At 44.3% G+C, this 24,723-nt stretch carries 23 protein-coding genes; 7 read left to right on the top strand and 16 right to left on the bottom strand.

What is annotated here, in order from left to right:
• Positions 1 to 86: 86 nt before the first annotated feature.
• The gene (locus IEY48_RS04505; RefSeq protein ID WP_188917687.1) at positions 87 to 2,111 is read left to right on the top strand and encodes an LTA synthase family protein; all 2,025 of its coding nucleotides are present in this window, start codon (positions 87 to 89) and stop codon (positions 2,109 to 2,111) included.
• Here the strand turns inward: IEY48_RS04505 and IEY48_RS04500 are convergent.
• Both IEY48_RS04500 and bioH read right to left on the bottom strand, forming a co-directional pair.
• Positions 2,103 to 2,621 carry a hypothetical protein gene (locus tag IEY48_RS04500; protein ID WP_188917685.1) on the bottom strand — a complete coding sequence of 173 codons (519 nt, stop codon included), beginning with the start codon at positions 2,619 to 2,621 and terminating at the stop codon, positions 2,103 to 2,105. The two genes, IEY48_RS04505 and IEY48_RS04500, sit on opposite strands and share 9 nt — an antisense overlap.
• A 64-nt stretch (positions 2,622 to 2,685) precedes the next feature.
• Positions 2,686 to 3,477 carry a pimeloyl-ACP methyl ester esterase BioH gene (gene bioH / locus IEY48_RS04495; RefSeq protein ID WP_188917683.1) on the bottom strand — a complete coding sequence of 264 codons (792 nt, stop codon included), beginning with the start codon at positions 3,475 to 3,477 and terminating at the stop codon, positions 2,686 to 2,688.
• Positions 3,478 to 3,519: 42 nt separating this feature from the next.
• Between bioH and IEY48_RS04490 the strand changes: the two genes are divergently transcribed.
• On the top strand, positions 3,520 to 4,326 hold the full coding sequence (locus tag IEY48_RS04490) for a ComF family protein (protein ID WP_188917681.1): 807 nt from the start codon (positions 3,520 to 3,522) through the stop codon (positions 4,324 to 4,326).
• 229 nt (positions 4,327 to 4,555) lie between these two features.
• Positions 4,556 to 5,134 (top strand): Fe-S biogenesis protein NfuA, encoded by a 579-nt coding sequence (nfuA, locus tag IEY48_RS04485; RefSeq protein ID WP_188917680.1) that lies wholly within the window; start codon positions 4,556 to 4,558, stop codon positions 5,132 to 5,134.
• Positions 5,135 to 5,214: 80 nt separating this feature from the next.
• Here nfuA and IEY48_RS04480 read toward each other — a convergent pair whose 3' ends face one another.
• From IEY48_RS04480 to IEY48_RS04470, 3 genes are all read right to left on the bottom strand, one after another.
• Positions 5,215 to 5,544, bottom strand: coding sequence for an FKBP-type peptidyl-prolyl cis-trans isomerase (locus IEY48_RS04480; RefSeq protein ID WP_188917677.1), 330 nt, complete (start codon positions 5,542 to 5,544; stop codon positions 5,215 to 5,217).
• A gap of 47 nt (positions 5,545 to 5,591) precedes the next feature.
• Positions 5,592 to 7,526, bottom strand: a complete 1,935-nt coding sequence (locus IEY48_RS04475; protein ID WP_188917675.1) for an alpha/beta hydrolase family protein — start codon at positions 7,524 to 7,526, stop codon at positions 5,592 to 5,594.
• Between the two features lie 74 nt (positions 7,527 to 7,600).
• The gene (locus tag IEY48_RS04470) at positions 7,601 to 8,938 is read right to left on the bottom strand and encodes an MATE family efflux transporter (protein WP_188917673.1); all 1,338 of its coding nucleotides are present in this window, start codon (positions 8,936 to 8,938) and stop codon (positions 7,601 to 7,603) included.
• 14 nt (positions 8,939 to 8,952) lie between these two features.
• Here IEY48_RS04470 and IEY48_RS04465 point away from each other — a divergent pair, with 14 nt between their 5' ends.
• A complete protein-coding gene (locus IEY48_RS04465; RefSeq protein WP_188917671.1) occupies positions 8,953 to 10,011 on the top strand; it encodes a polysaccharide deacetylase family protein in 1,059 nt (352 codons plus the stop codon).
• Positions 10,012 to 10,038: 27 nt separating this feature from the next.
• Here IEY48_RS04465 and IEY48_RS04460 read toward each other — a convergent pair whose 3' ends face one another.
• From IEY48_RS04460 to IEY48_RS04440, 5 genes are all read right to left on the bottom strand, one after another.
• A complete protein-coding gene (locus IEY48_RS04460; protein ID WP_373293695.1) occupies positions 10,039 to 10,599 on the bottom strand; it encodes an SCO family protein in 561 nt (186 codons plus the stop codon).
• 75 nt (positions 10,600 to 10,674) lie between these two features.
• Positions 10,675 to 11,583, bottom strand: coding sequence for a heme o synthase (gene cyoE / locus IEY48_RS04455; protein WP_188917669.1), 909 nt, complete (start codon positions 11,581 to 11,583; stop codon positions 10,675 to 10,677).
• 13 nt (positions 11,584 to 11,596) lie between these two features.
• Positions 11,597 to 12,577 carry a COX15/CtaA family protein gene (locus tag IEY48_RS04450; protein WP_188917667.1) on the bottom strand — a complete coding sequence of 327 codons (981 nt, stop codon included), beginning with the start codon at positions 12,575 to 12,577 and terminating at the stop codon, positions 11,597 to 11,599.
• Positions 12,577 to 13,128, bottom strand: coding sequence for a redox-active disulfide-containing membrane protein (locus IEY48_RS04445; RefSeq protein ID WP_188917665.1), 552 nt, complete (start codon positions 13,126 to 13,128; stop codon positions 12,577 to 12,579). Before IEY48_RS04445 ends, IEY48_RS04450 begins: the two co-directional genes overlap by 1 nt.
• A gap of 42 nt (positions 13,129 to 13,170) precedes the next feature.
• Positions 13,171 to 13,986, bottom strand: a complete 816-nt coding sequence (locus tag IEY48_RS04440; RefSeq protein WP_229786320.1) for an SURF1 family protein — start codon at positions 13,984 to 13,986, stop codon at positions 13,171 to 13,173.
• On the opposite strand from IEY48_RS04440, the gene IEY48_RS04435 reads away from it, so the two are divergent.
• Positions 13,934 to 14,152 (top strand): DUF2909 domain-containing protein, encoded by a 219-nt coding sequence (locus IEY48_RS04435; RefSeq protein ID WP_223418933.1) that lies wholly within the window; start codon positions 13,934 to 13,936, stop codon positions 14,150 to 14,152. The genes IEY48_RS04440 and IEY48_RS04435 overlap by 53 nt on opposite strands.
• A 7-nt stretch (positions 14,153 to 14,159) precedes the next feature.
• On the opposite strand, the gene IEY48_RS04430 is transcribed toward IEY48_RS04435, so the two are convergent.
• The 6 genes from IEY48_RS04430 to lexA all read right to left on the bottom strand — a co-directional run bounded on the left by IEY48_RS04430 (position 14,160) and on the right by lexA (position 20,751).
• Positions 14,160 to 15,035, bottom strand: coding sequence for a cytochrome c oxidase subunit 3 (locus IEY48_RS04430; protein WP_188917659.1), 876 nt, complete (start codon positions 15,033 to 15,035; stop codon positions 14,160 to 14,162).
• Complete coding sequence (locus tag IEY48_RS04425; protein ID WP_188917657.1) at positions 15,032 to 15,595, bottom strand: cytochrome c oxidase assembly protein; 564 nt, start codon at positions 15,593 to 15,595, stop codon at positions 15,032 to 15,034. Before IEY48_RS04425 ends, IEY48_RS04430 begins: the two co-directional genes overlap by 4 nt.
• Position 15,596: 1 nt before the next feature.
• Positions 15,597 to 17,192 carry a cytochrome c oxidase subunit I gene (gene ctaD, locus IEY48_RS04420; protein ID WP_160052003.1) on the bottom strand — a complete coding sequence of 532 codons (1,596 nt, stop codon included), beginning with the start codon at positions 17,190 to 17,192 and terminating at the stop codon, positions 15,597 to 15,599.
• A 10-nt stretch (positions 17,193 to 17,202) separates the two neighbouring features.
• On the bottom strand, positions 17,203 to 19,242 hold the full coding sequence (gene coxB, locus IEY48_RS04410; protein ID WP_229786319.1) for a cytochrome c oxidase subunit II: 2,040 nt from the start codon (positions 19,240 to 19,242) through the stop codon (positions 17,203 to 17,205).
• 391 nt (positions 19,243 to 19,633) lie between these two features.
• Positions 19,634 to 20,140 (bottom strand): cell division inhibitor SulA, encoded by a 507-nt coding sequence (locus IEY48_RS04405; RefSeq protein WP_188917655.1) that lies wholly within the window; start codon positions 20,138 to 20,140, stop codon positions 19,634 to 19,636.
• Positions 20,137 to 20,751 carry a transcriptional repressor LexA gene (gene lexA / locus IEY48_RS04400; RefSeq protein WP_188917653.1) on the bottom strand — a complete coding sequence of 205 codons (615 nt, stop codon included), beginning with the start codon at positions 20,749 to 20,751 and terminating at the stop codon, positions 20,137 to 20,139. The genes IEY48_RS04405 and lexA overlap by 4 nt, the downstream gene beginning before the upstream one ends.
• 264 nt (positions 20,752 to 21,015) lie before the next feature.
• Between lexA and plsB the strand changes: the two genes are divergently transcribed.
• Positions 21,016 to 23,439, top strand: coding sequence for a glycerol-3-phosphate 1-O-acyltransferase PlsB (gene plsB / locus IEY48_RS04395; protein ID WP_188917650.1), 2,424 nt, complete (start codon positions 21,016 to 21,018; stop codon positions 23,437 to 23,439).
• Entirely contained in the window at positions 23,439 to 24,695 is a 1,257-nt protein-coding gene (mtr, locus tag IEY48_RS04390) for a tryptophan permease (RefSeq protein WP_188917648.1), read from the top strand. The genes plsB and mtr overlap by 1 nt, the downstream gene beginning before the upstream one ends.
• The last annotated feature ends 28 nt before the right edge of the window (positions 24,696 to 24,723 follow it).

The raw sequence follows: 24,723 nt of genomic DNA, 5'->3' as shown, positions 1-24,723 counted from the left end.
TCCAAATAACGACTCGTTACTTGGGGCAGCTTTGTGCGCGCAAAAAAGGACTTAACGCAAAATAATAATAAATATTGGAGTCATTAATGTTCACTATTTTCAATCGTTACACTGATAGTAAAACGTTAAAAAACCAAATAAATTCATCAATTAATATATTTGGCGTTATTGTATTTTTTAGTGTGATAAGTTTTCTGGTGATGAGTGTGAGTCGCTTAGGTTTGTCTTTTTGGCAAATGGATCGAGTCGCTAATGCTCAAGGCTGGAATAATATTTTAATCCAAGGCCTGCGCGTCGATTTTGCCTCTTTATGTTGGTTTTTTGGCATTGCAGCACTTGGCAGCGTGGTATTTGCAGGAGAGCATTTAATCGGTCGAGTTTGGCTGATAATCTTACGTATTTGGTTAACCCTAAGTTTGTGGATAATTGTCTTTTTAGAAGCCTCAACGCCCTCATTTATTGCTGAATATGGCTTTAGACCAAACCGTTTGTATGTTGAGTACCTGATTTACCCTAAAGAAGTGTTGTCGATGCTTTGGTCTGGCCGCAAAGCTGAACTTATTTTGTCTGTTTTAATTTCAATTGCCACGGTGTGGTTTGGTTGGCGCCTAAGTGGACGTTTAACAACGAATATCAAATATTCTCGATGGTACTGGCGCCCTGCTTTAGCTGTGATTGTGATTGCAGTGACTGTGTTGGGTGCTCGTTCATCGCTAGGGCACCGGCCGCTAAACCCATCATTAGTATCGTTTTCTGATGATCCTTTGGTGAATTCATTAGTTTTAAATTCGTCATTTTCACTGATGTTTGCAATTTCACAGATGAATAATGAACAAGATGCGTCTAGCGTTTATGGCAAGTTAACAACAGATAAGATTATCGATATTGTGCGCCGAGAAAGTGGCCGACCATTAAGTGCATTCACCTCCAACGATATTCCGAGCCAATCTTTTAACCAGGCCAGTTACAGCGGCAAACCTAAAAACTTAGTGATTATTTTACAAGAAAGCTTAGGGGCACGTTTTGTTGGCAGTTTAGGTGGATTACCGTTAACACCAAATATCGATGAACTGTCGCAAGAAGGTTGGTTTTTTGAAAATCTGTATGCAACAGGTACCCGATCAGTAAGGGGGATTGAAGCGATTACTACCGGTTTTACGCCAACACCTGCACGTGCAGTTGTGAAGCTAGGTAAGAGTCAAACAGGCTTTTTTACCATTGCAGATTTATTAAAGCAGCATGGTTATGAAACTCAATTTATTTACGGTGGAGAAAGTCATTTCGATAATATGCGTAGCTTCTTTTTAGGCAATGGGTTCAGCAATATTGTCGACCAGGGTGACTATACCAATCCTGCATTTGTTGCGTCATGGGGTGTGTCAGACGAAGACTTATTATTTAAAGCTGATGAAGAGTTTTCGCGGATGCATAAACAAGGTAAACCTTTCTTTAGTTTAGTGTTTAGTTCGAGTAATCATGACCCTTTTGAGTTTCCTGATGAACGAATTGAATTATATGAACAGCCTCAATACACCATGCATAATGCGGTTAAATATGCCGATTATGCGGTGGGAGAGTTTTTCAAAAAGGCAAAACGGTCAGAGTATTGGAAAGACACGATATTTTTAGTGGTGGCAGATCATGATAGCCGTGTGGGTGGTGATGCGTTGGTGCCGGTTTCTCGGTTTCGTATTCCGGGATTAATTTTAGGCGAGGGTATCGACATTAAGCGTGATGCTCGCGTTGCTAGCCAAATCGACATGCCGCCCACATTGTTATCGCTTATGGGGATCTCTGATAATTATCCAATGTTAGGCCGCGACTTAACGAAAGCGCCAGATGATTGGAAGGGTCGTGCATTGATGCAATATGACAAAAACTTTGGACTGTTAGAAGGGAGTCAAATCACTATTTTACAACCAGAACGGCCAGCACAAACATTTAGTTATGACTTTGTCAGTGAGCAATTAACACCCAATTCACTTGACCAAAGGCAAGCTGAATCCGCTTTAGGTTGGGCGTTATGGGGGAGTTTTGCATACAGTCATATGGCGTATAAAACAGCCATTGCCCCTGGAGTCATCAAAACAGTTGAGGTTGGGTCACGCTAGAATTTGCAGTTGCGACTCAATATTGGGGGCGGATTGTTGTTGATAAAATTGACCAATTCGCTGACCAAACTGTTGGGCATTGGCATTAGACATACTGCTGTCTGTTTGGTGCTGTTTTAGTTCAGTTTGATCGTTAACTGCCGTTGATTGTGATTTGATTTGAATATCTTTGCGTTGCAAGGCTGGCGTGAGATTGGCAAGCACTCGAACCGTTTGCTGTTGTCGTGTTTGCTGGCGTGTAGGTTGTTGCAACAATGCTTTTGGGTCAACAGACTGTTGGGTTAACCCTTGCTGTTGTCGCTGTGATTGGTCTTGCTGTTGTTTTTTTTCGGCAACAACATAAGCTGCAGCACGTTCATTTTGTGGATTAAACGCGCGTTCTTCATGGCCTTTGGATGGTTCTTGCGGTGGAATAATCGGTGGTTTCTGCTGGTTATCCACTCGCGCAAGGTCCGTCGCAACATTCGATGTTGCTAAAGGCACTTGCGGATAATGAGTGTTAATGATCATTACAGGTCGCTACGCGATTAAACCATGGCTAAATTATAGCCAAAATAGTGTATTAGCTAAAGTGCTATTGCTGATATTTTATGATCCAAGGCAATAAATTGTGCAAAAATTCATCTGGATGCGAAATAAACGGTGCATGAGAAGCTTTGTTTAGCAATATGTCGCTGATGTTTTCTGCTTGTGGCATTTGTTGAATAACCCGCCGAGGCACTAAGCCATCGAGTTTACCCCACATCCGTAACCAAGGCTGTTGTAGCTGGCTAAGCTGCTGCCGCAGATCAACCTCTTCTAACATTGTCAGTCCCTGTGCCAATGCCTGTCTGCTAGGCATGGGTTTACTCAGCACGAGCTTTTTTATTTGGCTAATATCGGCTTTTGCGTTATCACTGCCCATGGCTTGAATGGCTAAAAAGCGCTCAACCGTGCGCGGCAAGTCACGATTAAGTTGTGTTGAAAACTGCGCTAATACCGCGGGTAATATTCCTGGCCAAGCAGGCAAAGCATCGTTAGCGTCTCTGGCCATAAAACACGGCGATGAGGCGAGGGTGACTAACGCTGAAACCGAGTCTGGGAAATCTATCGCCACTTTAGTAGCAAGTAATCCACCTAATGACCAGCCTATCCATATGGCATTTTTAGGTAATTGCTGCGCCAAAGCTTGCACCCATTGGCTAATATCACCGTCAATATTAGGGCTTAAGCCAAAACCCGGCAGGTCAACATAATGCACTCTATACTGGTGTAATGCGTTTTTTAATGGACTGAATACAGCGTTATTGACCCCCCATCCATGCAGTAGGACTACATCTGGGCCTTGGGTGCCAACAGTATCGATATGCAGTGCAGGAAAGCTCACATTAATCCCTCTTATTCGACTATTTCATGGAATGAATAGCCTATGTCTGTAACTGTATTTAAACGTAAAATGACCGGTTTAGTGGAGCACAGTAAATCTGTGTACCAGTTTGCAAACGTGGCATTGCTGAGCAGTTTACCCAACCGTTGCCAGCTGTGCCAGCACCGAATTGAGCAGCTCGATTATCAACGGTTATTTCCTAACCAGGTGTTGAGCGGTATTTGTCAGGTGTGCCTGGCAGCAAGTTTGTATCAACATGAAGTCTGTTTAGGCTGCGGTCGTGAAATTGCTTTGCTGCAAGCCTATTGCGGAAAATGCCTTAAGCTTACCCCTATGTTGGTGGTGGCGCCGTGCAGTTATCACCAAGGTTTGGGTCCCTTGATTGCAGCGATTAAATATCAGCAGCAATGCGCTCCGCTAAATGCCATTACTCAGCAATTGGCCACGCGGATAAACCAGTTGATTGAGCATAAACTCATTCGCGCGCCGCAAGTATTAGTTCCGGTACCTTTGCATCCTAATCGCTTGCGTCAGCGCGGGTTTAATCAAGCCTGGCTGATTGCCAATCGGCTGAGCCAATTGCTTGATATCCCGTTAGATGACAGCAGCTTAACCAGAGTGGTCGATACCGCTCCCCAGGCAGACCTGTCTGGCAAGCAGCGGCGAAAAAATTGTTTTAACGCATTTGAACTCAGCGATAAAGTGCAATATCAACGCGTCGCGTTAATTGATGATGTGGTCACAACGGGTACCACGGTGGATGAAATTGCCCGCTTATTCAGCCAGCAATTTATTTATGTACAAACCTGGTGCCTGGCCCGCGCTGAAGCACCAGGATTATTAGATTAATTCGATTTGAGTAATAACAATAATATTTAATAATTAAAACAAATGATTAGTTGTTTTAATGCCGCGTATTATTAGGTTTTACAGGGCGCTTATAATGTAAAAAAACTTTGCACTGGATCATTTTTTCAAGATCAAATCATCCTGAGACTACAAAGCAAATCCAAGTCGGAGTATCATGTATCTAATTCTTACTAAATTACTCGGGTATACCCTGAGGGAGCAGGTTTTAATGATCACCATTTCCGATACAGCTCAGGCCCATTTCGTTAAATTATTGGCCGATCAGCCAGAAGGCACGCACATTCGTGTTTTTGTTATCAGCCCAGGCACAGCGCAAGCTGAGTGTGGTGTGTCTTACTGCCCACCAGATGCAGTAGAAGCTGACGATGTTGAATTACCATTTAATGGTTTCAGCGCCATGGTTGATGAAAAAAGCGCACCATTTTTAGATGATGCCAGCATTGATTTCGTGACAGACCAATTAGGGTCACAATTAACGTTAAAAGCACCAAACGCCAAAATGCGTAAAGTAGCGAGTGATGCGCCGTTAGTTGAACGTATTGAATATATTATTCAGTCAGAAATTAACCCACAACTAGCCAGCCATGGCGGTAATATTATGTTGGTAGAAATTACCGATGATGGTGTTGCTGTACTGCAGTTTGGCGGTGGATGTAACGGTTGTTCACAGGTTGATATCACCTTAAAAGATGGTATTGAAAAGCAGTTACTTGATATGTTCCCTGGTGAATTATCAGGTGTACGTGACGTGACTGATCACCAACATGGTGAGCATTCTTACGCTTAATAGTGTTGAGTGTGAGCAAATAACCTGAGCCTAGGTTAAATAAAAACGCGACCAATTAGGTCGCGTTTTTGTTTATTGGCTTAATCGTCTCGGGTGAGTACTTCAAGTAATTCGATTTCAAAAAACAAATCCGAGTTAGCCGGAATGCGATCGCCAATTTGTCGCTCGCCGTAAGCAAGATGCGCCGGTACTGATAGCTGTCTTTTACCACCCACATTCATACCTACAATGCCTTGATCCCAACCTTTAATGACTCGACCAGTACCAATGACACATTGAAATGCATCAGATGCATCAAACTGTGTTCCATCAGCTAAACGCCCACTGTAGCGGGTCGTTATTAGCGCGCCTTTTACTGCGGTTTTGCCCGTGCCGACTTCAAGGTCAGTTATAATCAATTCTTGGGTCATCGTTTCCTCTACTATTCTTGAGCCTGTTGGCCTGTAAAAATGTGCGGCTATTTTACCCCAAGATTGGCCGCCAAGAAGCGCTCTATTTCAATAAATGTGGTTAAGCGGTGTTCATTGTTACTGAGGTGATGGTCGCCATTTTCTAATTCAACGTACTTAACGGCTTTATTTAAATCTTTGAGTGTATCGTACATTGCTTCGCTATGGTCTGCTTTTACCACTCGATCTTTAGTACCGTGAATTAACAATACGGGCACCTTGATACTGGCAGCCTTACTGATAGGTGAACGTTGATATAAATCATCATAATCATCGCCAATTTGTTTTTTAACGATTTTACTGTTGTCGTAGTTACGTGATGATTTTACTAAGCTTTCAAGATCTGTCACACCTGCAATACTGATAGCACATTTGTACAAATCGGGTGTTTTTGCCACGCCCATTAATGCTGCATAGCCACCGTAACTTGCGCCGACAATACACATGCGTTTAGGGTCTGTAATACCTTGTTCAATAAGCCAGTGAGCGCCATCTTCAACGTCATTTTGCATCTCAAGGCCCCAGTTTTTTAGCCCTGAGTTCATAAACTGATAACCATACCCAGCAGACCCACGAAAGTTCATTTGCAAGACGGCATAGCCGCGATTTGCGAAAAACTGCGCCCAATAATCAAATGTTGTTGAGTCGTAACTAATCGGTCCACCATGCGGAAAAATAATGGTTGGGAGGTGTTTGGCTTCTGTGTTTTTGGGTGTGGTTAAAAACGCTTCGATAGCCAAACCGTCACGGGCGTTGTAATTCACTTTTTTAGGTTTAGCCAAGACCTCAGGCGGCAATTGGCTATAACGATAAGCGATTGGATAAAGCGCTCCTTTGTCCCTATCGCCGTAAAAGTAGGTGCCAGATTCAATGGGGCCAGTGCTATAAACTAGGTAGCGGCGCTCATTGTCGCTTAATTGATTAATGACATTGTGTGTCTCTGGCAAGACTTGGTTTAAACCATTATTGAGCTTGATGTAGTCTTGGTCCCAAAACAGAAATTCCCCTTCAATATTGGTATCAATACCGATGACTTTTTGTTTTAAAGTGGAATAAATGAGCTGGCCTTCGACATCATAATTCTCGTTTTGATATACCAATTCTTTGATGAGGTCAGGGTCGGTTAAATTCACTTTAAAAATGGCTTTTAGGCCTTGATGATAAGCGCTGACGTAAAGAATATTGGGGTCATGGTCAAAGCCTATAGGCCAGATGGTATCTTCATCTAAGGCTTCAAACTCCCATAATAAGCGCAGGTCGCCATCAGCTTGTTGTTGCTCATAAATACGGTAGCTCGTATCGTCGCGATAAATGCCAATACGTACCTGGTTTTGCCTGTCTGTTAACCAATTTTCAATGTACTTCTGTGCGTGTTGCTTTATCTTTATTCCACCGCTCTTTAAGCTGACTTTAATCACGCTTTCATATTGCATCTTAGAGCCCAAACCACTTATTTGCATAAGAATATGGTCAGGGTCGTTATCAAGATAGTCGACGATAGACGATTGTATTTGTGGCACGTCAACGAACCGTGAAAAAGTGCGTTTAGAAAACACACTGGAGGTTTTATTGTCGCTGAGTGAATATTTCATTAGGCGCATTTCTGTTGTAGGAACGCCGCGACGGGTGGCAGGGTATTTTGCTGTGATTAAAATAATGTCGTTACTTGCCCAGGTTAGCGACAAAATGACAAACTTTTGATTGTCAGTTTGGACAGGGAAAATGTCTTTATTGGTATTAATGTCACGAATGCTCAATACTTGCCCGTCGAGAGTGTCGCTTTTATTCCTAACTAGCGAAGCGACTTTTGTACCATCTGGCGATAAAGTGACAAAGCGTACATCAGGCAGGTTGGCAAAAGCGTCGACAGGCAGGGGGCTGGTTAGGGCAATATTTGAGAGTGGGGCAAATATAACGACTAGCAGCCATAAAATCCGTTTCATTAAAAGTCCGTTTAAAATAACAATGTTGTCAGCATGTTACATTTATGTATTCTCACCATCAATGATTATTATGTTTAAGCAAGTGTATTTCTAAGCTTATAAAAATAATGCCAGCCTAATGTCACACTGCGGCACAACATAAATACCGACATGGCCGCCCATAAGCTGTGATTTCCCCATGCTTGCAATAAGTACCAGCACGGGAAGTACACTGCAAAGGTCGCAATAATCATACTGTTACGCATAATTTTACCCTGGGCTGCGCCAATATAAACCCCATCAAACAGGTAGCAACCAAAAGCCAGTATTGGCAAAAATATCAGCCAAATAAGGTACTGGTTGGCTGCTTGTTGTACCGCTTCTACATTGGTGAGTAATTGAATGATCCCACTACCTGCGCCCCAAAATAACAGGCTAAATAATACGGCAATGGCTGCAGACCAATAAAAGGCAAGTTGCACGCTGTCGTGCAGTAATGGTTGGTTTTTTTGTCCAAATGCGCGGCCCACTTCTGCTTCGGCGTAATAGGCAATCCCGTCGAGGGCATATGAGATCAGCATTAATAGGTTAAGTAACACCGCATTCGCTGCAATGATGTTGTCGCCTAACCCTGCACCGTGGAATGTCATAAAACTAAACGCCGCTTGTAAGCACAAACTACGAATAAAAATATCTCGATTGAGCGACAATAAACGGCCATAACCGCGAAGGGTTAATTGGCTGAGACGGTGTTTTAAATTAAAGTCGCCCATTTTAGTCAATTGACGTTTAACCATAATCAAGGCGACCGTAAACGCGCAGATATCGGCAATCACTGAGGCTAGCGCTGCCCCTTGGACGTCCCAATTAAAGCCGATTACAAATACCACATCGAGAATAATATTGGCGCAATTGGCTATGATAAGTTGCCACATAGCGGCTTTAGGGGCTTGGCGCCCTAATAACCAACCCAGTAATACCAGGTTAACTAGGGCAAAGGGTAATGACCAAATACGAATATCAACATATTGACGACAGTAAAGCATGACTTGTTCACTGGCATCACTGAGACTTAACGCAAAGTTTACGATGGGAGATTGCAATATAACGCAGGCAAACCCGAGTGTTAATGCTAAGATACAACCTTGTAACAACAATTGTTGCTGAGTTATTTTGTCGTCTGCACCATAGGCTTGTGCAACGAGTCCGGTTGTCGACATTCGTAAAAAGCCGAGTAGCCAAATCATCAGAGTTATTATGGTGCTACCAAGCGCCACGCCACCGAGGTAATAAGCTTGGCCTAAATGGCCTATCACTGCAGTATCAACAAGTCCTAATAGTGGAATAGTGATATTTGACAGTATCATCGGTGTCGCTAATGCCAATAATTGACGATGCTTATGATGATTTAATAGTAAAGCGCTAACTGACATAGGTATGGGTAATCATGGTTAAAAAAATCGTTTTAGGTTTAATGGTTGTCTGTTGTAGTTTGTTGCACTACCACGCGCAAGCGGTGGTGATTTTACAGTATCATCATGTTTCTGACAGTACGCCTAAAAGCACGAGTGTGACTCCAGAGCAGTTTGCTGAACAAATGCAATATTTAGCAGAAAACAACTTTACGGTGATGCCGTTAACGGATGCCGTTGATGCCATCAAGAATAACACGTCAATTGCCAATAACAGTATTGTGATTACTTTTGATGATGGTTATCAAAGTATTATTCAAAATGCTGCGCCCATTTTAGCATCGCACAACTTCCCCTTTACTGTATTTGTGTCGCCAGCGCCGATTATTGCAGGCTATGACGGCATGATGAGCTGGCAAGACATCAAAACGCTAGCCGAACAAGGTGTAACGATTGCTAACCACAGTTGGGGGCATGAGCACTTAATCCGTCGTCTCCCAAAAGAAACCACCGCGCAGTGGCATGACCGAGTTGAAAACAATATTTTATCAACCGAGGCTGAGTTGCTAAAACAAACGGGCCAAAGCGTGAAGTTTCTTGCTTATCCGTATGGTGAGTATACGGCCGCACTTGAGGCTATTTTAGTTAAACATGGCTTTGTGGGCTTTGGGCAGCAATCTGGTGCGGCAGGAGAGTATTCATCCATTACTGCGTTACCGCGTTTTCCGGTGGCGAATGCCTACGCTGATTTATCGAGTTTAACGGTTAAGTTTTCAAGCTTGCCGATGCCGGTCGTAAAACAAAATATTAGCGAGCCTGTATTGAAGACGGGGCAATTTCGACCCAAGTTAGTGATTACTTTAGACACCAGAGATTTGTATCCACATCAGTTAATGTGTTTTATTCAGGGGCAAGGTGCTAAAAAGCCGATTTGGTTAAGCGAGGATACCTTTAGTATTCAAGCGCCAGCAGATGTCACACCGGGAAGGTCACGTTATAACTGTACTGTGCCCAGTAAAACCCGCACAGGGTATTACTGGTTTTCGCAAATGTGGATTAGACCCAAAGATGATGGTAAGTGGCCACAAGAGTAGTCTAATCACATTGAGCCAAAGAGATTGTTAGTGCCAAGCGCTAACAATCTTATTCATGTCGCTTATCAGTTCACTGTTAATAATTTGCGGCAGTTGTCCAGGAGTGGGCTTGGTTTTAAACACGGCGGTTTTCTCGCCGCGGGGAGACACCAATACATACGATGCACTGTGATCTACTTGATAATCACTGTCTTCGCCGACCATTGCGTATACAAAGCCTAAGTCACGACTAAACGGAAACAACTCAGTGTGCTCTGCGCTGACGGCTTTAAACTCTTTATTGAAAAAGTTGATGTAATCGAGTCGCTTAATTTGAGTGTCGCGTTTAGGGTCGGCTGACACAAACACCACTTGAAACGAATCTGATATTTTTTGCAATTTAGGGTATGCCGCCGCCAGTTTGTTCAACGTAGTAGGGCATACATCAGGGCAGGCAGTATAGCCAATAAAAAACAAACTCCACTTGCCTTGCAAAGACTGGTTAGTAAATTGATTACCGTATTGATCTGCAAGGGTAAAAGGCGCTAATGCTCTGGGTTGATCAAAGACATAACTAGTGGCCAAATCAAGTGGCCGTGATTGGGTCATTTGATAAGCCATAACACCGGCAATCAGCAATGCCAGCACACCAATAGCAATAAGTTTTTTCAATGCAATGCCCTTCTATGCAACCCAAAAATAATGATCAACCAACAACACAATAAATAGCACCATCAAATGGTAAATAGAAAAGGTAAACACCTTCATCGCTAAGCCAGGATAGTCATGATATTTAAGTTGCCACGCTTTATAAATAAACCCGCAACTGAGAATCGTTGAACCGACTAGATATACCGGCCCGCACATGCCAACTAATACCGGTAATAAGCAGGCAATGGCCAGCAAAATGGTGTAAAGCAAAATACAGGTTTTGGTAAATTCTACCCCATGGGTGACAGGCAGCATAGGGATGTCGACTTTGGCGTATTCTTTACGGCGATGTATTGCTAAGGCCCAAAAGTGTGGTGGGGTCCAGGTAAAGATAATAATCACTAACAGTAATGCGTAGCCATGTAGCTCGTTAGTGACGGCGGTCCAACCAAGTAGTGGAGGCATTGCACCCGCTAACCCGCCAATCACAATATTTTGCGAGGTCGCACGCTTAAGGTAAGCGGTATACACAAGTGCGTAGCCGATTAGGCTGGCAAATGTGAGCCAGGCGGTGAGCGGATTAACCAAGGCATACAATACCACAAAGCCAATTAACCCTAACATAACGGCAAACACTGCGGCTTTGGTGGTGGAGACTTTCCCCTTGGGCAGTGGCCTGTTGTAAGTGCGCGCCATTAAGCCATCGATTTTACGGTCGATTAAGTGGTTAAAGGCTGCTGCCGCACCCGCCATCATGGCAATGCCTGCCATTCCTGCAACTAGGGGCTTTAGAGGGACAATACCTGGCACGGCTAGGCACATGCCAACCAAAACGGTCAGTAGCATTAGGGCAACCACTTTGGGCTTGGTCATTTCAAAATAGGCACGCCAAGACAGAGACAGTTTTTGTTGTGGCTGGCTTAGGGTAAGAGGTTTTGTCATGGTCAATCCTCGCTTATGCTTTACGCCACAGGGCGTAATTAATAAAAACTAAGTTGAGCAGCAAAAATGCAGCTCCTGCGTTGTGAGAGACCGCAATACCCAGAGGTAAATTCATTACCACATTACTGATCCCAAGGCCGACTTGCATTATGACTAACAGCAGTAATAAATAGCCGCTGTTACGCATGATATGCGAGTGTGAATAACGTAATTTCATCGCGAGCCAAATCAACATAATGGCGGTGACGACCGCCCAAATTCGGTGAGTTACATGAATTGTCATGCGTGTGGAGTAGTCTAAAACCCCAAATTCAAAACTGGGGTGTTCGCCTTGAAATGGCGAAAATGCATCGGCAAAGCGGAGGTTATCTACCCAGTTACCTTCGCAAATCGGTAACGTGGTGCAAGCGAGTGCTGCATAGTTTGATGATGTCCAACCGCCTAGCATAATCTGAATAATCAATACCCCTAAACACACTAAGGCCAAGGGCATTAATTTGCGTGCATGGCTATCACCGCCGGGGATCCGCAGCGGTTTAAGGCGTAAATACAGTAATAACAGTAAAGCAAATAAACTAAAGCCGCCGATAAGGTGCGCCATCACTACGATTGGCATGAGTTTCATGGTGACTGTCCACATGCCGAGTGCGGCTTGAAAGATAATCAGTGCGGCAATAAAGCTGGGTAGTTTTTTAGGCGCTTGCGGCTGCTTGAGACACAAAATAAGAATTGCCAACACCATTAAGCCTAATGTGCCAGCGATGTAGCGGTGGATCATTTCAAGCCAGGCTTTTTCTGGCTCAATAGTCATATCTGGGAAATGCTGCTCTACTTTTGCAAGCTCATGACTTGCGCTGGGTACAGCTAAATGACCATAACATCCTGGCCAATCAGGGCAACCTAACCCCGCATCTGATAGACGGGTATACGCACCCATTAAAATCACTGCGAGGGTGAATACTAAGGTGAACTTAATAAGCCTTTTTACTGCCATTAGCCAACCCTCGATAGCTTAAGCATTTTGCGTAAATCGGCAATCATGGCTTTACCCTGGGTGATGTTGGCATCACGACCCGCCACGTCGTCATATTGCATAATCAAGCTGCCTAAAGGGTCAACAATAATGACTTGTTGTTGAGTCATTAATGCCGCGATGGCTTTATTGGCAGTCACCTGCTCAAAAGGTATCTGTAATGTGGCGAGTATGCTGGTGTCGCTATGGCTATCAACCAAAATAATTGGGCTGACTCTGTCGCGGTTTTTTCCTAAGGCAATGTAGCTTTGATTCAGTAGGTATAACCTGTCCTGGCATGATTGCTCACAGGTTTGTGGCAATAGATACAAAATCTGCCATGAATGTGGTTTGGGGTTGGCCATGGCTAAACTTGAATAGTTAATGTCGGCCGCCAATAATGCCCCTTTATTGGTTGCACCGCCTTGATACAGCTCTAGGCTCAATACTAGTTTGGCCACCGCAATGGGTAACACAAACACCACTAGCAATAAGATTAATGCTTTATTATTTTTTTTAGGCTGGGAGTTCATTGTATCTCCTCGTATCATTTTAATTGTTGTGTGTTGCTGTGATTATTGACGTCTACATTGCCTTAAGGCTATCCAGAGCATCAGCCCTAAAAATACTGCCGCCATGGTGAACCACTGTAAGGCATATCCTTGATGTTTTTGCGCCGACAGTGGAATAGGTACCCAGGGTTGCGGTAGTGAGTATTGCGGCACGTTATCTGGCTGCAATACCACTGCGGCAATATCATGATGTAATAATTCAGCTAACGCAGGCATCGATAAATTTTGAAACCGTATCGGTTTGTCTGGGTGTATTTCTGGGTGAAGTTCATCACTTAATGGATTGGTCTGTTTTTGATAAACCCGGCCGGTTAACCCATATTGCCCAGCTTGAATGGGCGCTAAAGCGGGTAGTTCGCGGCGGTCGTTACCAGCGCCCACAAAGCCTAATTCGACCAATATCCATGGCTGCTGTGCTGTTACTTCAAAGACTTGGTAGGCAAGGTAACCCACCTGACCTTGATACACTTGATTATCGAGTAGTAATAATGGTTGCTTGACTGGGGTTGCCTGTATCGACAAACGATAGCCGGTCAGTAAGGCGGCTTCTTCAATGGCAGATGGCTCCGCTTTCAACAGTGAAAGCAGCTGCGGATAGTTGAGCGCGGCTTGTTGCTCACGTAATGCTAAGGTTTGTTGCCATTGTTGCTTAAACTCAGCTCGCGACAGTTGCCACAGTCCTAACTTGACCAAAATGGTAAACACGACCAAAGTAATCAATACCAATAACACCCGAGACACACTCACACCGCCAAAAGGATTGCCTGTGACAACACCATTGATTGTTAAGTTAGTTTTAGTCTCGTTGCTTGTATTCATAATATTTAACCTGGGTAGAGCTTTGTTTATTATGGTTAAAGGACAACATCAGCAATCAATGAGTCAGTATTTAGGGCGTCGTGTTTTATTTTCTGTGGTGGTGATTGTGGTGCTGCTGGTGGCCTTAGGGTTGGGCTATATTCAGCCCAACACACGGCCTTATTAATCAGCAATTACAGCACGTACACAAAGATGAATAAGCATAACCACACTACATCGACAAAGTGCCAGTACCAACTCCCGGCTTGAAAGGCGAAATGCTTATCTGGGGTAAAATGGCCTTTGATTATTCTGAGCAATAAAATGATCAAAAACAGCGTCCCTATGGTGACGTGCATGCCATGAAAACCCGTCAATAAAAAGAAGGTATTACCATAAACCCCTGAGGTTAGCGTGAGGCCCATTTCTTGGTAAGCATGGCTGTATTCTTCTACTTGTAATCCAAGGAACACCGCACCTAAAACCACCGTTAAACTTAACCAGATAATGAGTGGTTTACGCTTGGCTTTTTCTAAACTGACATGAGCAAAATGCAGCGTCAGAGATGATGTGATCAAGATAATGGTGTTAATTAGCGGTAAGCCAGTCCACGGCATGGCTTCGGTTGTGGTGCCATCAGGGGTTTTGATTAATGGCCATGCGGCCTCAAATGCAGGCCATAATACTTCTTGGGTCATGGCATTGTTTGACGCGCCGCCTAACCAGGGCACTGAGATCATTCGCGCATAAAACAAGGCTCCAAAAAAGGCGCCAAAGAACATAATTTCAGAAAAAATAAACCAGCTCATTCCCTGTCTAAACGACCGGTCCATTTGTGGCGAGTATAGGCCAGCCATTGATTCGTCAATGACGGTTTTAAACCAGCCAAATATCATAAAGATAATCACTGCGATACCGGCTAATAAAATGTAGCCGCCAGAGGTTTTTTCGGTGGCTAACTGTTGAATATAATTACCCGCACCAAAGGCAATTAAAAATAAGCCGATGGCGCCAATAATAGGCCAACCACTTTGGGCTGGTACGTAATAGGTTTGATGCTTTGTTGTCATCTTGCTGCTCCTTGCTTTGCCGATACCGCTTGCTTGTCAGTGATATCGTAAAGGGTATAAGAGAGAGTCAATGTATTAATGGACGCCGGTAAATCAGGGTCCACATAAAAAATCAGTGGTAGCTCAGCACTCGTGTCGGCTGCGAGAGGTTGTTGATTAAAGCAAAAGCATTCTGTTTTGTTAAAGTATGCCGCGCCTTGTCCAGGCGAAACCGATGGGATCGCTTGGCCAATAATGTTTTTTGCCGACAGATTTTTAACCAGGAATTTGGCGTGGGTAAGCTCTCCGGGGTGAACGGAAATTTGGTTCACTTTAGGAGAAAACTCCCATGGCATATCCGATTGCACCTGGGTGATAAATTCAATCGTCACAGTACGATTTTTATCAACAACGACCGCGTCATAACTGCTGGCAGTATTTTGGGTTTTGCCGTTAATCCCCAAGGTGTCGCACAGCACGTCATACAGCGGTACCAAGGCAAAACCAAACCCAAACATGCCTATAGATCCTAAAATAAGCATGGTGAGTAATTTACGGTTTGATTTTGGCATTGGGCTCATATCACTTAATCTCCGGTGGGGTCGTAAACGAGTGATAAGGCGCAGGGCTAGGGATTGACCACTCTAAGCCATCAGCGGCTTGCCATGGATTATCCCCAGCGGGTTTGCCGCCTTTAATACACTTGAGTACCACCGCCAGAAAAATCAATTGCGATAAACCAAAGGCAAAGCCGCCGATGGAGACAATTTGATTCACGTCAGCAAACTGAATCGCATAATCTGGAATACGCCGAGGCATACCGGCTAAACCCAAAAAGTGCATCGGGAAAAACAGCACGTTGACCGAAATCACCGAACACCAAAAATGCCACCTGCCTAGGGTTTCGCTATACATATTGCCGGTCCATTTAGGTAACCAGTAATACGCCGCAGCCATAATGGAGAAGATGGCACCCGTCACCAGGACATAATGGAAATGAGCCACCACAAAATAGGTGTCGTGGTATTGGAAATCCGCCGGGGTAATGGCGAGCATCAGCCCTGAAAATCCACCAATAGTGAACAAAATAATAAAGGCAACGGCAAATAACATTGGGGTTTCAAAGGTCATAGAGCCTCGCCACATAGTGGCAACCCAGTTAAACACTTTTACGCCGGTCGGCACGGCAATGAGCATGGTGCAGTACATGAAAAACAGTTCGGCAAACACCGGCATACCGGTAGTAAACATATGATGCGCCCAAACCAGAAATGACAAAATAGCAATACTGGCGGTTGCATAAACCATTGATGAGTAGCCAAACAATGGTTTTCGGCTAAAGGTCGGTACAATCGCCGAGATAATACCAAAGGACGGTAAAATCATGATGTACACTTCTGGGTGACCAAAGAACCAAAAAATATGTTGGAACATCACTGGGTCGCCGCCACCTGCGGCATCAAAAAAGCTGGTGCCAAAAAACTTATCGGTAAGCACCATAGTCACTGCACCTGCAAGTACGGGCATAACGGCAATCAATAAAAACGCAGTGATTAACCAGGTCCACACAAATAGCGGTAACTTCATCCAGGTCATTCCGGGTGCACGCATATTAACGATAGTCACCACCACGTTAATCGCACCCATAATTGAGCTTATCCCCATAATATGGATGGCAAATACAAACAGCGCCGTTGAGTCAGGGCTATAAGTCGTCGATAACGGGGCGTAGAATGTCCAACCAAAATTGGGGCCGCCGCCTTCCATGAATAACGAACCCAGCAGCATGGTGAACGCGAAAGGTAAAATCCAAAAACTCCAGTTATTCATGCGAGGTAAGGCCATATCTGGCGCGCCAATCATCATCGGAATTAGCCAGTTTGCCAGCCCGGTAAAGGCTGGCATGACTGCACCAAACACCATGACTAACCCATGCACTGTGGTCATTTGATTAAAAAAGTTTGGTTCAACTAACTGTAAACCAGGCTGAAACAGTTCTGCGCGTATGACCATGGCCATTGCGCCACCGGTTAAAAACATGATGAAACTAAACCATAAATACAAAGATCCAATGTCTTTGTGATTGGTGGTCAGTACCCAGCGCATTAGCCCTTTGGGAGCGCCGTGATGATGCTCATCATGGGCAGTGTCGATAGTATCGTGCGTTGTTGTGCTCATTGGTTTTCCCCTACTGTCCATGGCTAGCGACATCGGCCGCTTGTACTGCATCGCCAGAATTATTGCCCCATGCATTACGCTCATAAGTGATCACTGCAGCCATTTGTCTTGGGCTGAGCTGACTACTGAAAGCCTGCATTGCAGTGCCCGGCTTGCCATGCATAACCATCTCGATATGCCCGCTAACCGGCCCAGTTATTACTGGACTGCCAATGAGTGAGGGGAAAGCGCTGGGTATTCCTGCGCCAGTGGCTTGGTGGCAAGCTGCACATGTTGTGGCATAAACTTGCTCACCTTCTGCCATGAGCTGTTCCATGGTGAGTGTGGGTGATGCTTCTGGCGTGAATACTTTGTCAACGGCTTCGGCTGCTTGATTAGCTGCATCGGTTACTGCATCTGCAACAGTATCAGCGACAGCGGTTGCTGTATCTGTTACTTGCGCAGCAACCGTTGGTTGAGATGTTGCGGCGCCGTTATTTGCATAGTTGCTTATGTCTGCCGCCTGTACTGTATCACCAGTATTATTGCCCCACGCATTACGCTCATAAGTAATCACAGCGGCTATTTGCTGTAGGCTGAGTTGAGCACTGAAAGCCTGCATTGCAGTGCCCGGTTTGCCATGCATAACCATCTCGATATGCCCGCTAACAGGTCCTGTTATTACCGGACTGCCAATGAGTGACGGGAAAGCGCCGGATATTCCAGCTCCTGTGGCTTGGTGACAAGCGGCACATGTTGCGGCATAAACTTGTTCACCTTCTGCCATGAGCTGTTCCATGGTGAGTACGGGTAAATCTTCTGGCGCCACGGCTTTTGCAACGGCTTCAACTGCTTGGTTGGCTGTTTGGGCTAGCGTATCAGCAGTATTATCAACCATAGTGGTTGCAGCGTTGGCTTGTGCCACCGCTGCATTAGGCGTTAAGGCACCGTTACTTGAAAAGTTACCTACGTTTGCTGCTTGCACTGCATCGCCACTGTTATTACCCCATGCATTGCGCTCATAGGTTATGACTGCGGCAATTTCTTGTGCAGATAGCTGTTTGGCAAAGGCTTGCATCGCTGTACCGGGCTTACCGTTGATCACAATATCAAGGTGACCTTGTACAGGGCCTTTAATCATTGGGCTGCCAATAAGTGATGGAAATACCCCTGGAAGGCCTGCGCCATTGGGTTGATGACACGCTGCACAGCGGGCAAGGTAAACTTGCTCGCCTTGTTTGCTTAAGTCTTCAAGGGATAAGGTTTGTGACATGGATGCTGCCGCTGCAGCAGCTTCGGTTTCAGCCAGTTGTTTTTGCTCTACTAGCCAGTTATCAAAATCAGCTTCAGATAGCGCATTAACCACAATGGGCATAAATCCATGGTCTTTGCCGCATAACTCCGCGCATTGACCTCGATAAATGCCGGGTTTGTCTATGCGAGTCCAGGCTTCGTTAATAAAACCAGGATTGGCGTCTTTTTTAACGGCAAATGCGGGCACCCACCAGGAGTGGATAACATCGTCTGAGGTCATTAAAAAACGTACTTTTTGATTGATCGGCAATACCAGTGGCTTGTCTACTTCTAGGAGGTAATTCACACCTTTGGTTTGGTCGCCATCGATTTGTTCTCTTGGCGTTGAAAGCGTGCTGTAAAATTCGATGTCTTTATCGAAATAGCTGTAATGCCACTTCCATTGAGACCCAGTAACTTTAATGGTCAGATCCGCATTGCTGGGGTCTTCCATTGCGATTAGGGTTTTGGTGGCAGGGATTGCCATAGCAATTAAGATGATAAACGGAATGACGGTCCAGGCGATTTCCACTTTAGTACTTTCGTGAAAATTGGCTGCGACTGCGCCTTTTGATTTACGGTGATAGATCATCGAGTAAATCATGATCCCAAACACCACTAACCCAATGGCACAACAAATATATAAAATAGTCATGTGGAGGTCGTAAACCCTACCACTAATATCTGTTACACCTTGAGTCATGTTGAGGGGCATTTCTGCAGCCCCGAGTGGAAGTGCTAACAGCACAACCAACAAACAATACCACCTTTGCTTCACAAGACTTCTCCTCTGATAATTGCAAATAGCAATTACAAAGAAGAGTCACACAGTAAGTCTCTGCTCTATGCAAACTCTTCGATTCCCAAAAAAGTTTGATGACCTCAAAGTACTCTGGTGGTTGTAGACTGCAAGCCTACGCATTTTTGTTAGCTGAACACCACACTTGTACCTACGACTGAACTAATCAATTTATGTTGACGTGTTCCCATCGATGGCTATTGTGCTGCCAATTCACGTCATATTAAGGATAGACAATGTTTCACCCTTGTTAACAACATTACTTGTAGATTAAACATTGATCAAGATCACTTTGTTCGCTAATCGTCTGAAAAAATGCAAAAAAAAAGCCCTGATTTGAATGCAGGGCTTGGTGTTTATGGGTTCGTTGTTAATGAAATGCTGAAAAATTACTTGTCGCATTTGTCATAGATGGATTAACTATTGGGTGTTTTTCTGGTGAGTGAGTATTCACATCTTCAATCACGACACCTAATGCGCGGGCACTTTTGGCGACAATTTCTAAACGGCGGCTGTCGCGAGCATCTAATGAGCTAGTCCAGGTAATGACCGCACTAGACGTGCCACTGGTTAATGCTTTTTCCATGGCCCATAAGGTTTCGACTTCATCTTTAGTGTGCACTAATAAAATGCGGTCCATTCTTACCCCGGCGCTGGCAAGCATATGCTTATAACCAATGTGTGGCGGGCTAATCAATACAATCCAGCGTCCTTGTTGGCTCAAGCTTGCGAGTTGGCTACACAGTTGCCCTAGTTCAGACTCACCTTGAGTGACGGTTTGTAATGTTTGAATGGTTTGGCTGCCGTGTATATCAGCGTCGGTTAAATCTACCCATAAGCCTGGGTGGCGCGGGGCGGTGCCCATTAGTTTGTTCATAACCAATCTCCATTACGGATAACGCCAACTGCAAGCCCTTCAATGGTGAGGCTTTGGCAACTTAAGTCTACTTTAATCGGGTTGTATGCTTCGTTTTCAGCATGTAGATACACCACATTGCCTTTTTTCTCGAAACGTTTAACCGTGACGTCGTCTTCAACGCGGGCCACAACAACCTGGCCATTACGTGCTTGCTGCATTTTATGAACGGCAAGTAAGTCACCTTCTAAAATGCCAATGTCTTTCATACTGTCACCGCGGACTCGCAATAAAAAATCTGCGGCGGGTTTAAACATGCTTGGGTCAACTTGATAATATTGCTCAACATGCTCTTGCGCTAAAATGGGTTCGCCTGCGGCAACTTGACCAATCAGCGGTAAGCCAGATTCTTGTTCTTCTTCATGAGGTAAACGGATACCTCTTGAAGTACCAGGCATGATCTCGATAAAGCCTTTTTTGGCTAATGCTTTTAAATGCTCTTCGGCAGCATTTGCACTTTTAAAGCCAAGACGTTTTGCAATTTCAGCACGAGTCGGTGGCATACCTGTTTCGGCGATATTGTTTTTAATTAAGTCTAAAATTTCTGCTTGGCGCGGCGTTAACGGTCTCATGATGATTCCTGTCTTTTTATACAGTGACTGTCATTATATACAGTGTTTTTGTTCGCGCAAGTATTAACCAACTGTTTTTTGATATTTGATCTGCTTTAATTCTCTATCAATTTGTTTTATAAGTTTTTTATACTATATTTTTATTGAGTTACTTTGTTTCGAGTTATTCACAAAGTAAAGATAAAACAGCCTGATAGTGTAACAAGGGTGGTTTCTGGTATCCTATGCAGCAAAATTACAGTGGCTTATGTTGCGAAAATAACCATGTCAAAACCAGATTCAATGTTTTTACGCGTGTTAAAATGGGTTCAAAAAAAGATGGTACACACGATTGTTGTGCCACATGAACCTTTTGAAGACCTCAATTTAGATCCGGCTAAACCATTGGTTTATGTCATGAAAACAGAGTCAATCAGTGATGCCGCTGCCCTCAGCGAAATTACCGAAGGCTTTGGCATGCCGAGCCCTTATCAACCTCTAGAAATTGATGATTTGGAAGTGCCCCGCATTGTGTGCCTAGAAGGTCGTAAACCTCTTTTTGGTAAGCGTGAAAGCGGTGAAAAGTTCATTAATAGCTTTACCAGCTTACTGGCGCTTCATCGCCAGCGTCCGGATTTAGATATTCAGCTGGTGCCTGTCAGCCTATATTGGGGCCGCACACCAGGCAAAGAAGACGACAGCATGAAAGCGGCGGTGTTTGAGCGTGAAAACCCGACATGGTTACGTAAGTGGTTGATGATTCTGTTTCTTGGTCGTCATAATTTTGTACAGTTTTCTAACGCGGTGTCTTTACGCCACATGGCCGACGAACATGGCTTTGATAAAAGTATTGCCCATAAGTTAATTCGCGTTGCTCGGGTGCATTTTCGCCGACAACGTAAAGTGATGACTGGGCCGCAATTGCCGAATAGACAAATGTTTTTTGCCTCATTACTTAAATCTGACTCAATCAAAAAAGCGATTGAAGAAGAGGCTATAAATAAGAAAATCTCTCCAGAAAAAGCCCGCGAAACTGCAATTGAATATTTGGATGAAATTGCCGCTGACTATTCTGATAGTTTAGTGCGTATTGCCGAACGCTTTTTAACTTGGTTATGGAACAAGTTATACAGTGGTATCAACATTAAAGGTGCTGAACAAATTAGACAGCTCCATCATGATGGCCATGAAATTGTCTATGTACCGTGCCATCGAAGCCACATGGACTACTTGTTGCTGTCGTATATTTTGTATTACCAGGGAATGGTTCCGCCGCACATTGCCGCCGGGATTAACCTGAACTTTTGGCCTGCTGGCCCTATGTTCCGTCGTGGTGGTGCGTTCTTCATTCGCCGTAGCTTTAACGGTAACAAGCTATACACTGCAGTGTTTCGTGAATATTTAGACCAATTGTTTGCTAAAGGTTATTCGGTTGAATACTTCACCGAAGGTGGACGTTCGCGCACTGGTCGTTTGCTCGCCCCTAAAACGGGCATGTTAGCCATGACTATCAATAGCGTACTGCGCGGGATTGAGCGTCCAGTAACCCTAGTGCCTGTGTATTTAGGTTATGACCATGTAATGGAAGTGGCTACTTACCACAAAGAGCTAAGCGGCAAGAAAAAGAAAAAAGAATCAGTGTGGCAAGTGTTTGGTGCTATTCGTAAGTTAGGTAACTTTGGTCGGGGTTATGTCAACTTCGGTGAACCGATTAACCTACAAAACTTTTTAAACCAACAAGCGCCAGACTGGCGTGAAGAGGTCGCGAAAGACCCTGAACAAAAACCAACATGGTTTACGCCTTCGGTTAATTTGTTGGCCAGCAGTGTGATGACCAACATTAACGGCGCAGCAGCGGCCAGCTCTGTCACGTTAACCAGTTTAGTCTTGCTTGCATCTGAGCGTAACGCGTTAGAGCGAAGCTTACTTGAACGTCAATTAGACTTATATTTAGCGATGTTGAAAAGCGTGCCTTATACCAGCTACACCTCAGTGGCAGACGGGAATGGCAAGTCGATTATTGATCACTGTTTATCGCTCAATAAGTTTGTCAGTACCAAAGATGCTATTGGTGAAATTATTTCGGTTGATGAAAAAATTGCCATCACTATGAGCTACTATCGCAATAACATCATTCACTTAATGGCTATTCCATCGTTAATTGCCAGTTGTTTAGTGCAGTATGATATTTGTGAACGCAGTAAAATCCACGCCATTGTGATGGACTTTTATCCGCTGCTAAAAGCCGAGTTATTTATGGGCATTGAAGATGTGCAACAGCATGTCGATAAGATTTTAGACTTTATGGTAGAACAAGGCTTGCTCAGTGGTGATGATCATTTTGAAGTATCGCCACGTTATACCGCTCAGTTATTGTTACTGGCTGAAACCATCAGTGAAACCCTTCAACGTTACGCGATTATTTTTAACTTGTTGGCGATCAAGCCTGATTTAGAGCGCTCGGAGCTTGAAACTGACAGTCACTTATTAGCTAAGCGTTTAGGTGCGTTACATGGCATTACAGCGCCTGAGTTTTACGATAAAAAACTCTACAACACCTTAAGTGTTAAGCTTAAAGAATTAGGCTATTTATGCAGTGTTGAGCACCGTGCAGAAGTGATTAAAATTCGTGATCACGCTAACCAATTATTAAGCTCATCTGTAAGACAAACCATTGTCGATAGTGTGCATGCGGAGCATGGACATTAATGGCTAATCACATGAATGGGGCAAAGCATCGTCCACAAGGTCAGTCTTTATTGGGCGGTGCGATGATTATTGCCGGTACAACCGTGGGTGCTGGCATGTTTTCATTGCCTGTTGTGGGCGCGGGTATGTGGTTTGGCTATTCGATAGTCATGTTATTGGGTGTTTGGTTTTGCATGTTAATGTCGGGCCTACTGTTGCTTGAAGCTAACTTGCATTTTGAGCCAGGTGCCAGTTTTGATACGTTGACCCGTGAAACCTTAGGCCAGTTTTGGCGAGTGATTAACGGGGTCTCGATTGCATTTGTATTATACATTTTAACCTATGCATACATCAGTGGTGGTGGTTCAATCGTTAATCATAGCTTGTCGACGCTTGGCGTAACCTTACCTCAAAGCGTTGCTGGATTAATATTTGCCGCAGTGTTGGCGTTTATTGTATTAATTAGCACTAAAGCGGTTGACCGTATTACTACCATCATGCTCGGTGGCATGGTGATGACCTTCTTTTTAGCGATTGGTAATCTATTAATTGAAATTGATACCACTAAGTTAGTCTCGCCAGACGGTGAAAGCCGCTATTTGCCGTATTTACTTGCTGCTATTCCCTTTGGCCTCGCCAGTTTTGGCTACCATGGCAATGTGCCAAGCCTAGTTAAATACTATGGTAAAGATGCCAATACCATTGTTAAAGCCATTGTGGTGGGTACCTGCATCGCGCTGATTATTTATGTGTGTTGGCTAGTGGCGACCATGGGCAATATTCCACGTAGCCAATTTGCCGATGTGATTGCCAAGGGCGGTAATATTGGTGTGCTCGTTGAGGCGTTGTCTGGCGTAATGGCAAGTCAGTGGCTAAATAGCATGTTGACCTTGTTTGCTAACCTAGCGGTAGCGTCATCATTTTTAGGGGTGACCTTAGGTCTATTTGATTATCTAGCTGATTTATTTGGCTTTGATGATTCACGTGCTGGCCGAATGAAAACCGCTGCAATAACATTTATACCACCAACGATTTTGGGCTTATTGTTTCCTAATGGTTTTATTATTGCCATTGGTTTTGCGGCATTAGCTGCCACCGTTTGGGCAGTAATAGTGCCAGCCCTGTTAGCGTATAAAGTACGTCAACTGTATCCAAACGCTACTGGCTTTAAAGTCCCTGGCGGTACACCGCTGATTGCTGTCGTTGTGCTGTTTGGTATGATTACCGCAACCTGCCATTTATTGGCCATGGCCGATATTCTGCCGGTATTTAAATAACTGATTTGCACAGCGCATTTTTAAAAAA

The sequence above is a fragment of the Shewanella saliphila genome (assembly GCF_014648295.1).
Classification (GTDB): domain Bacteria; phylum Pseudomonadota; class Gammaproteobacteria; order Enterobacterales; family Shewanellaceae; genus Shewanella; species Shewanella saliphila.
This window is presented reverse-complemented; position numbering and strand designations above follow the sequence as displayed.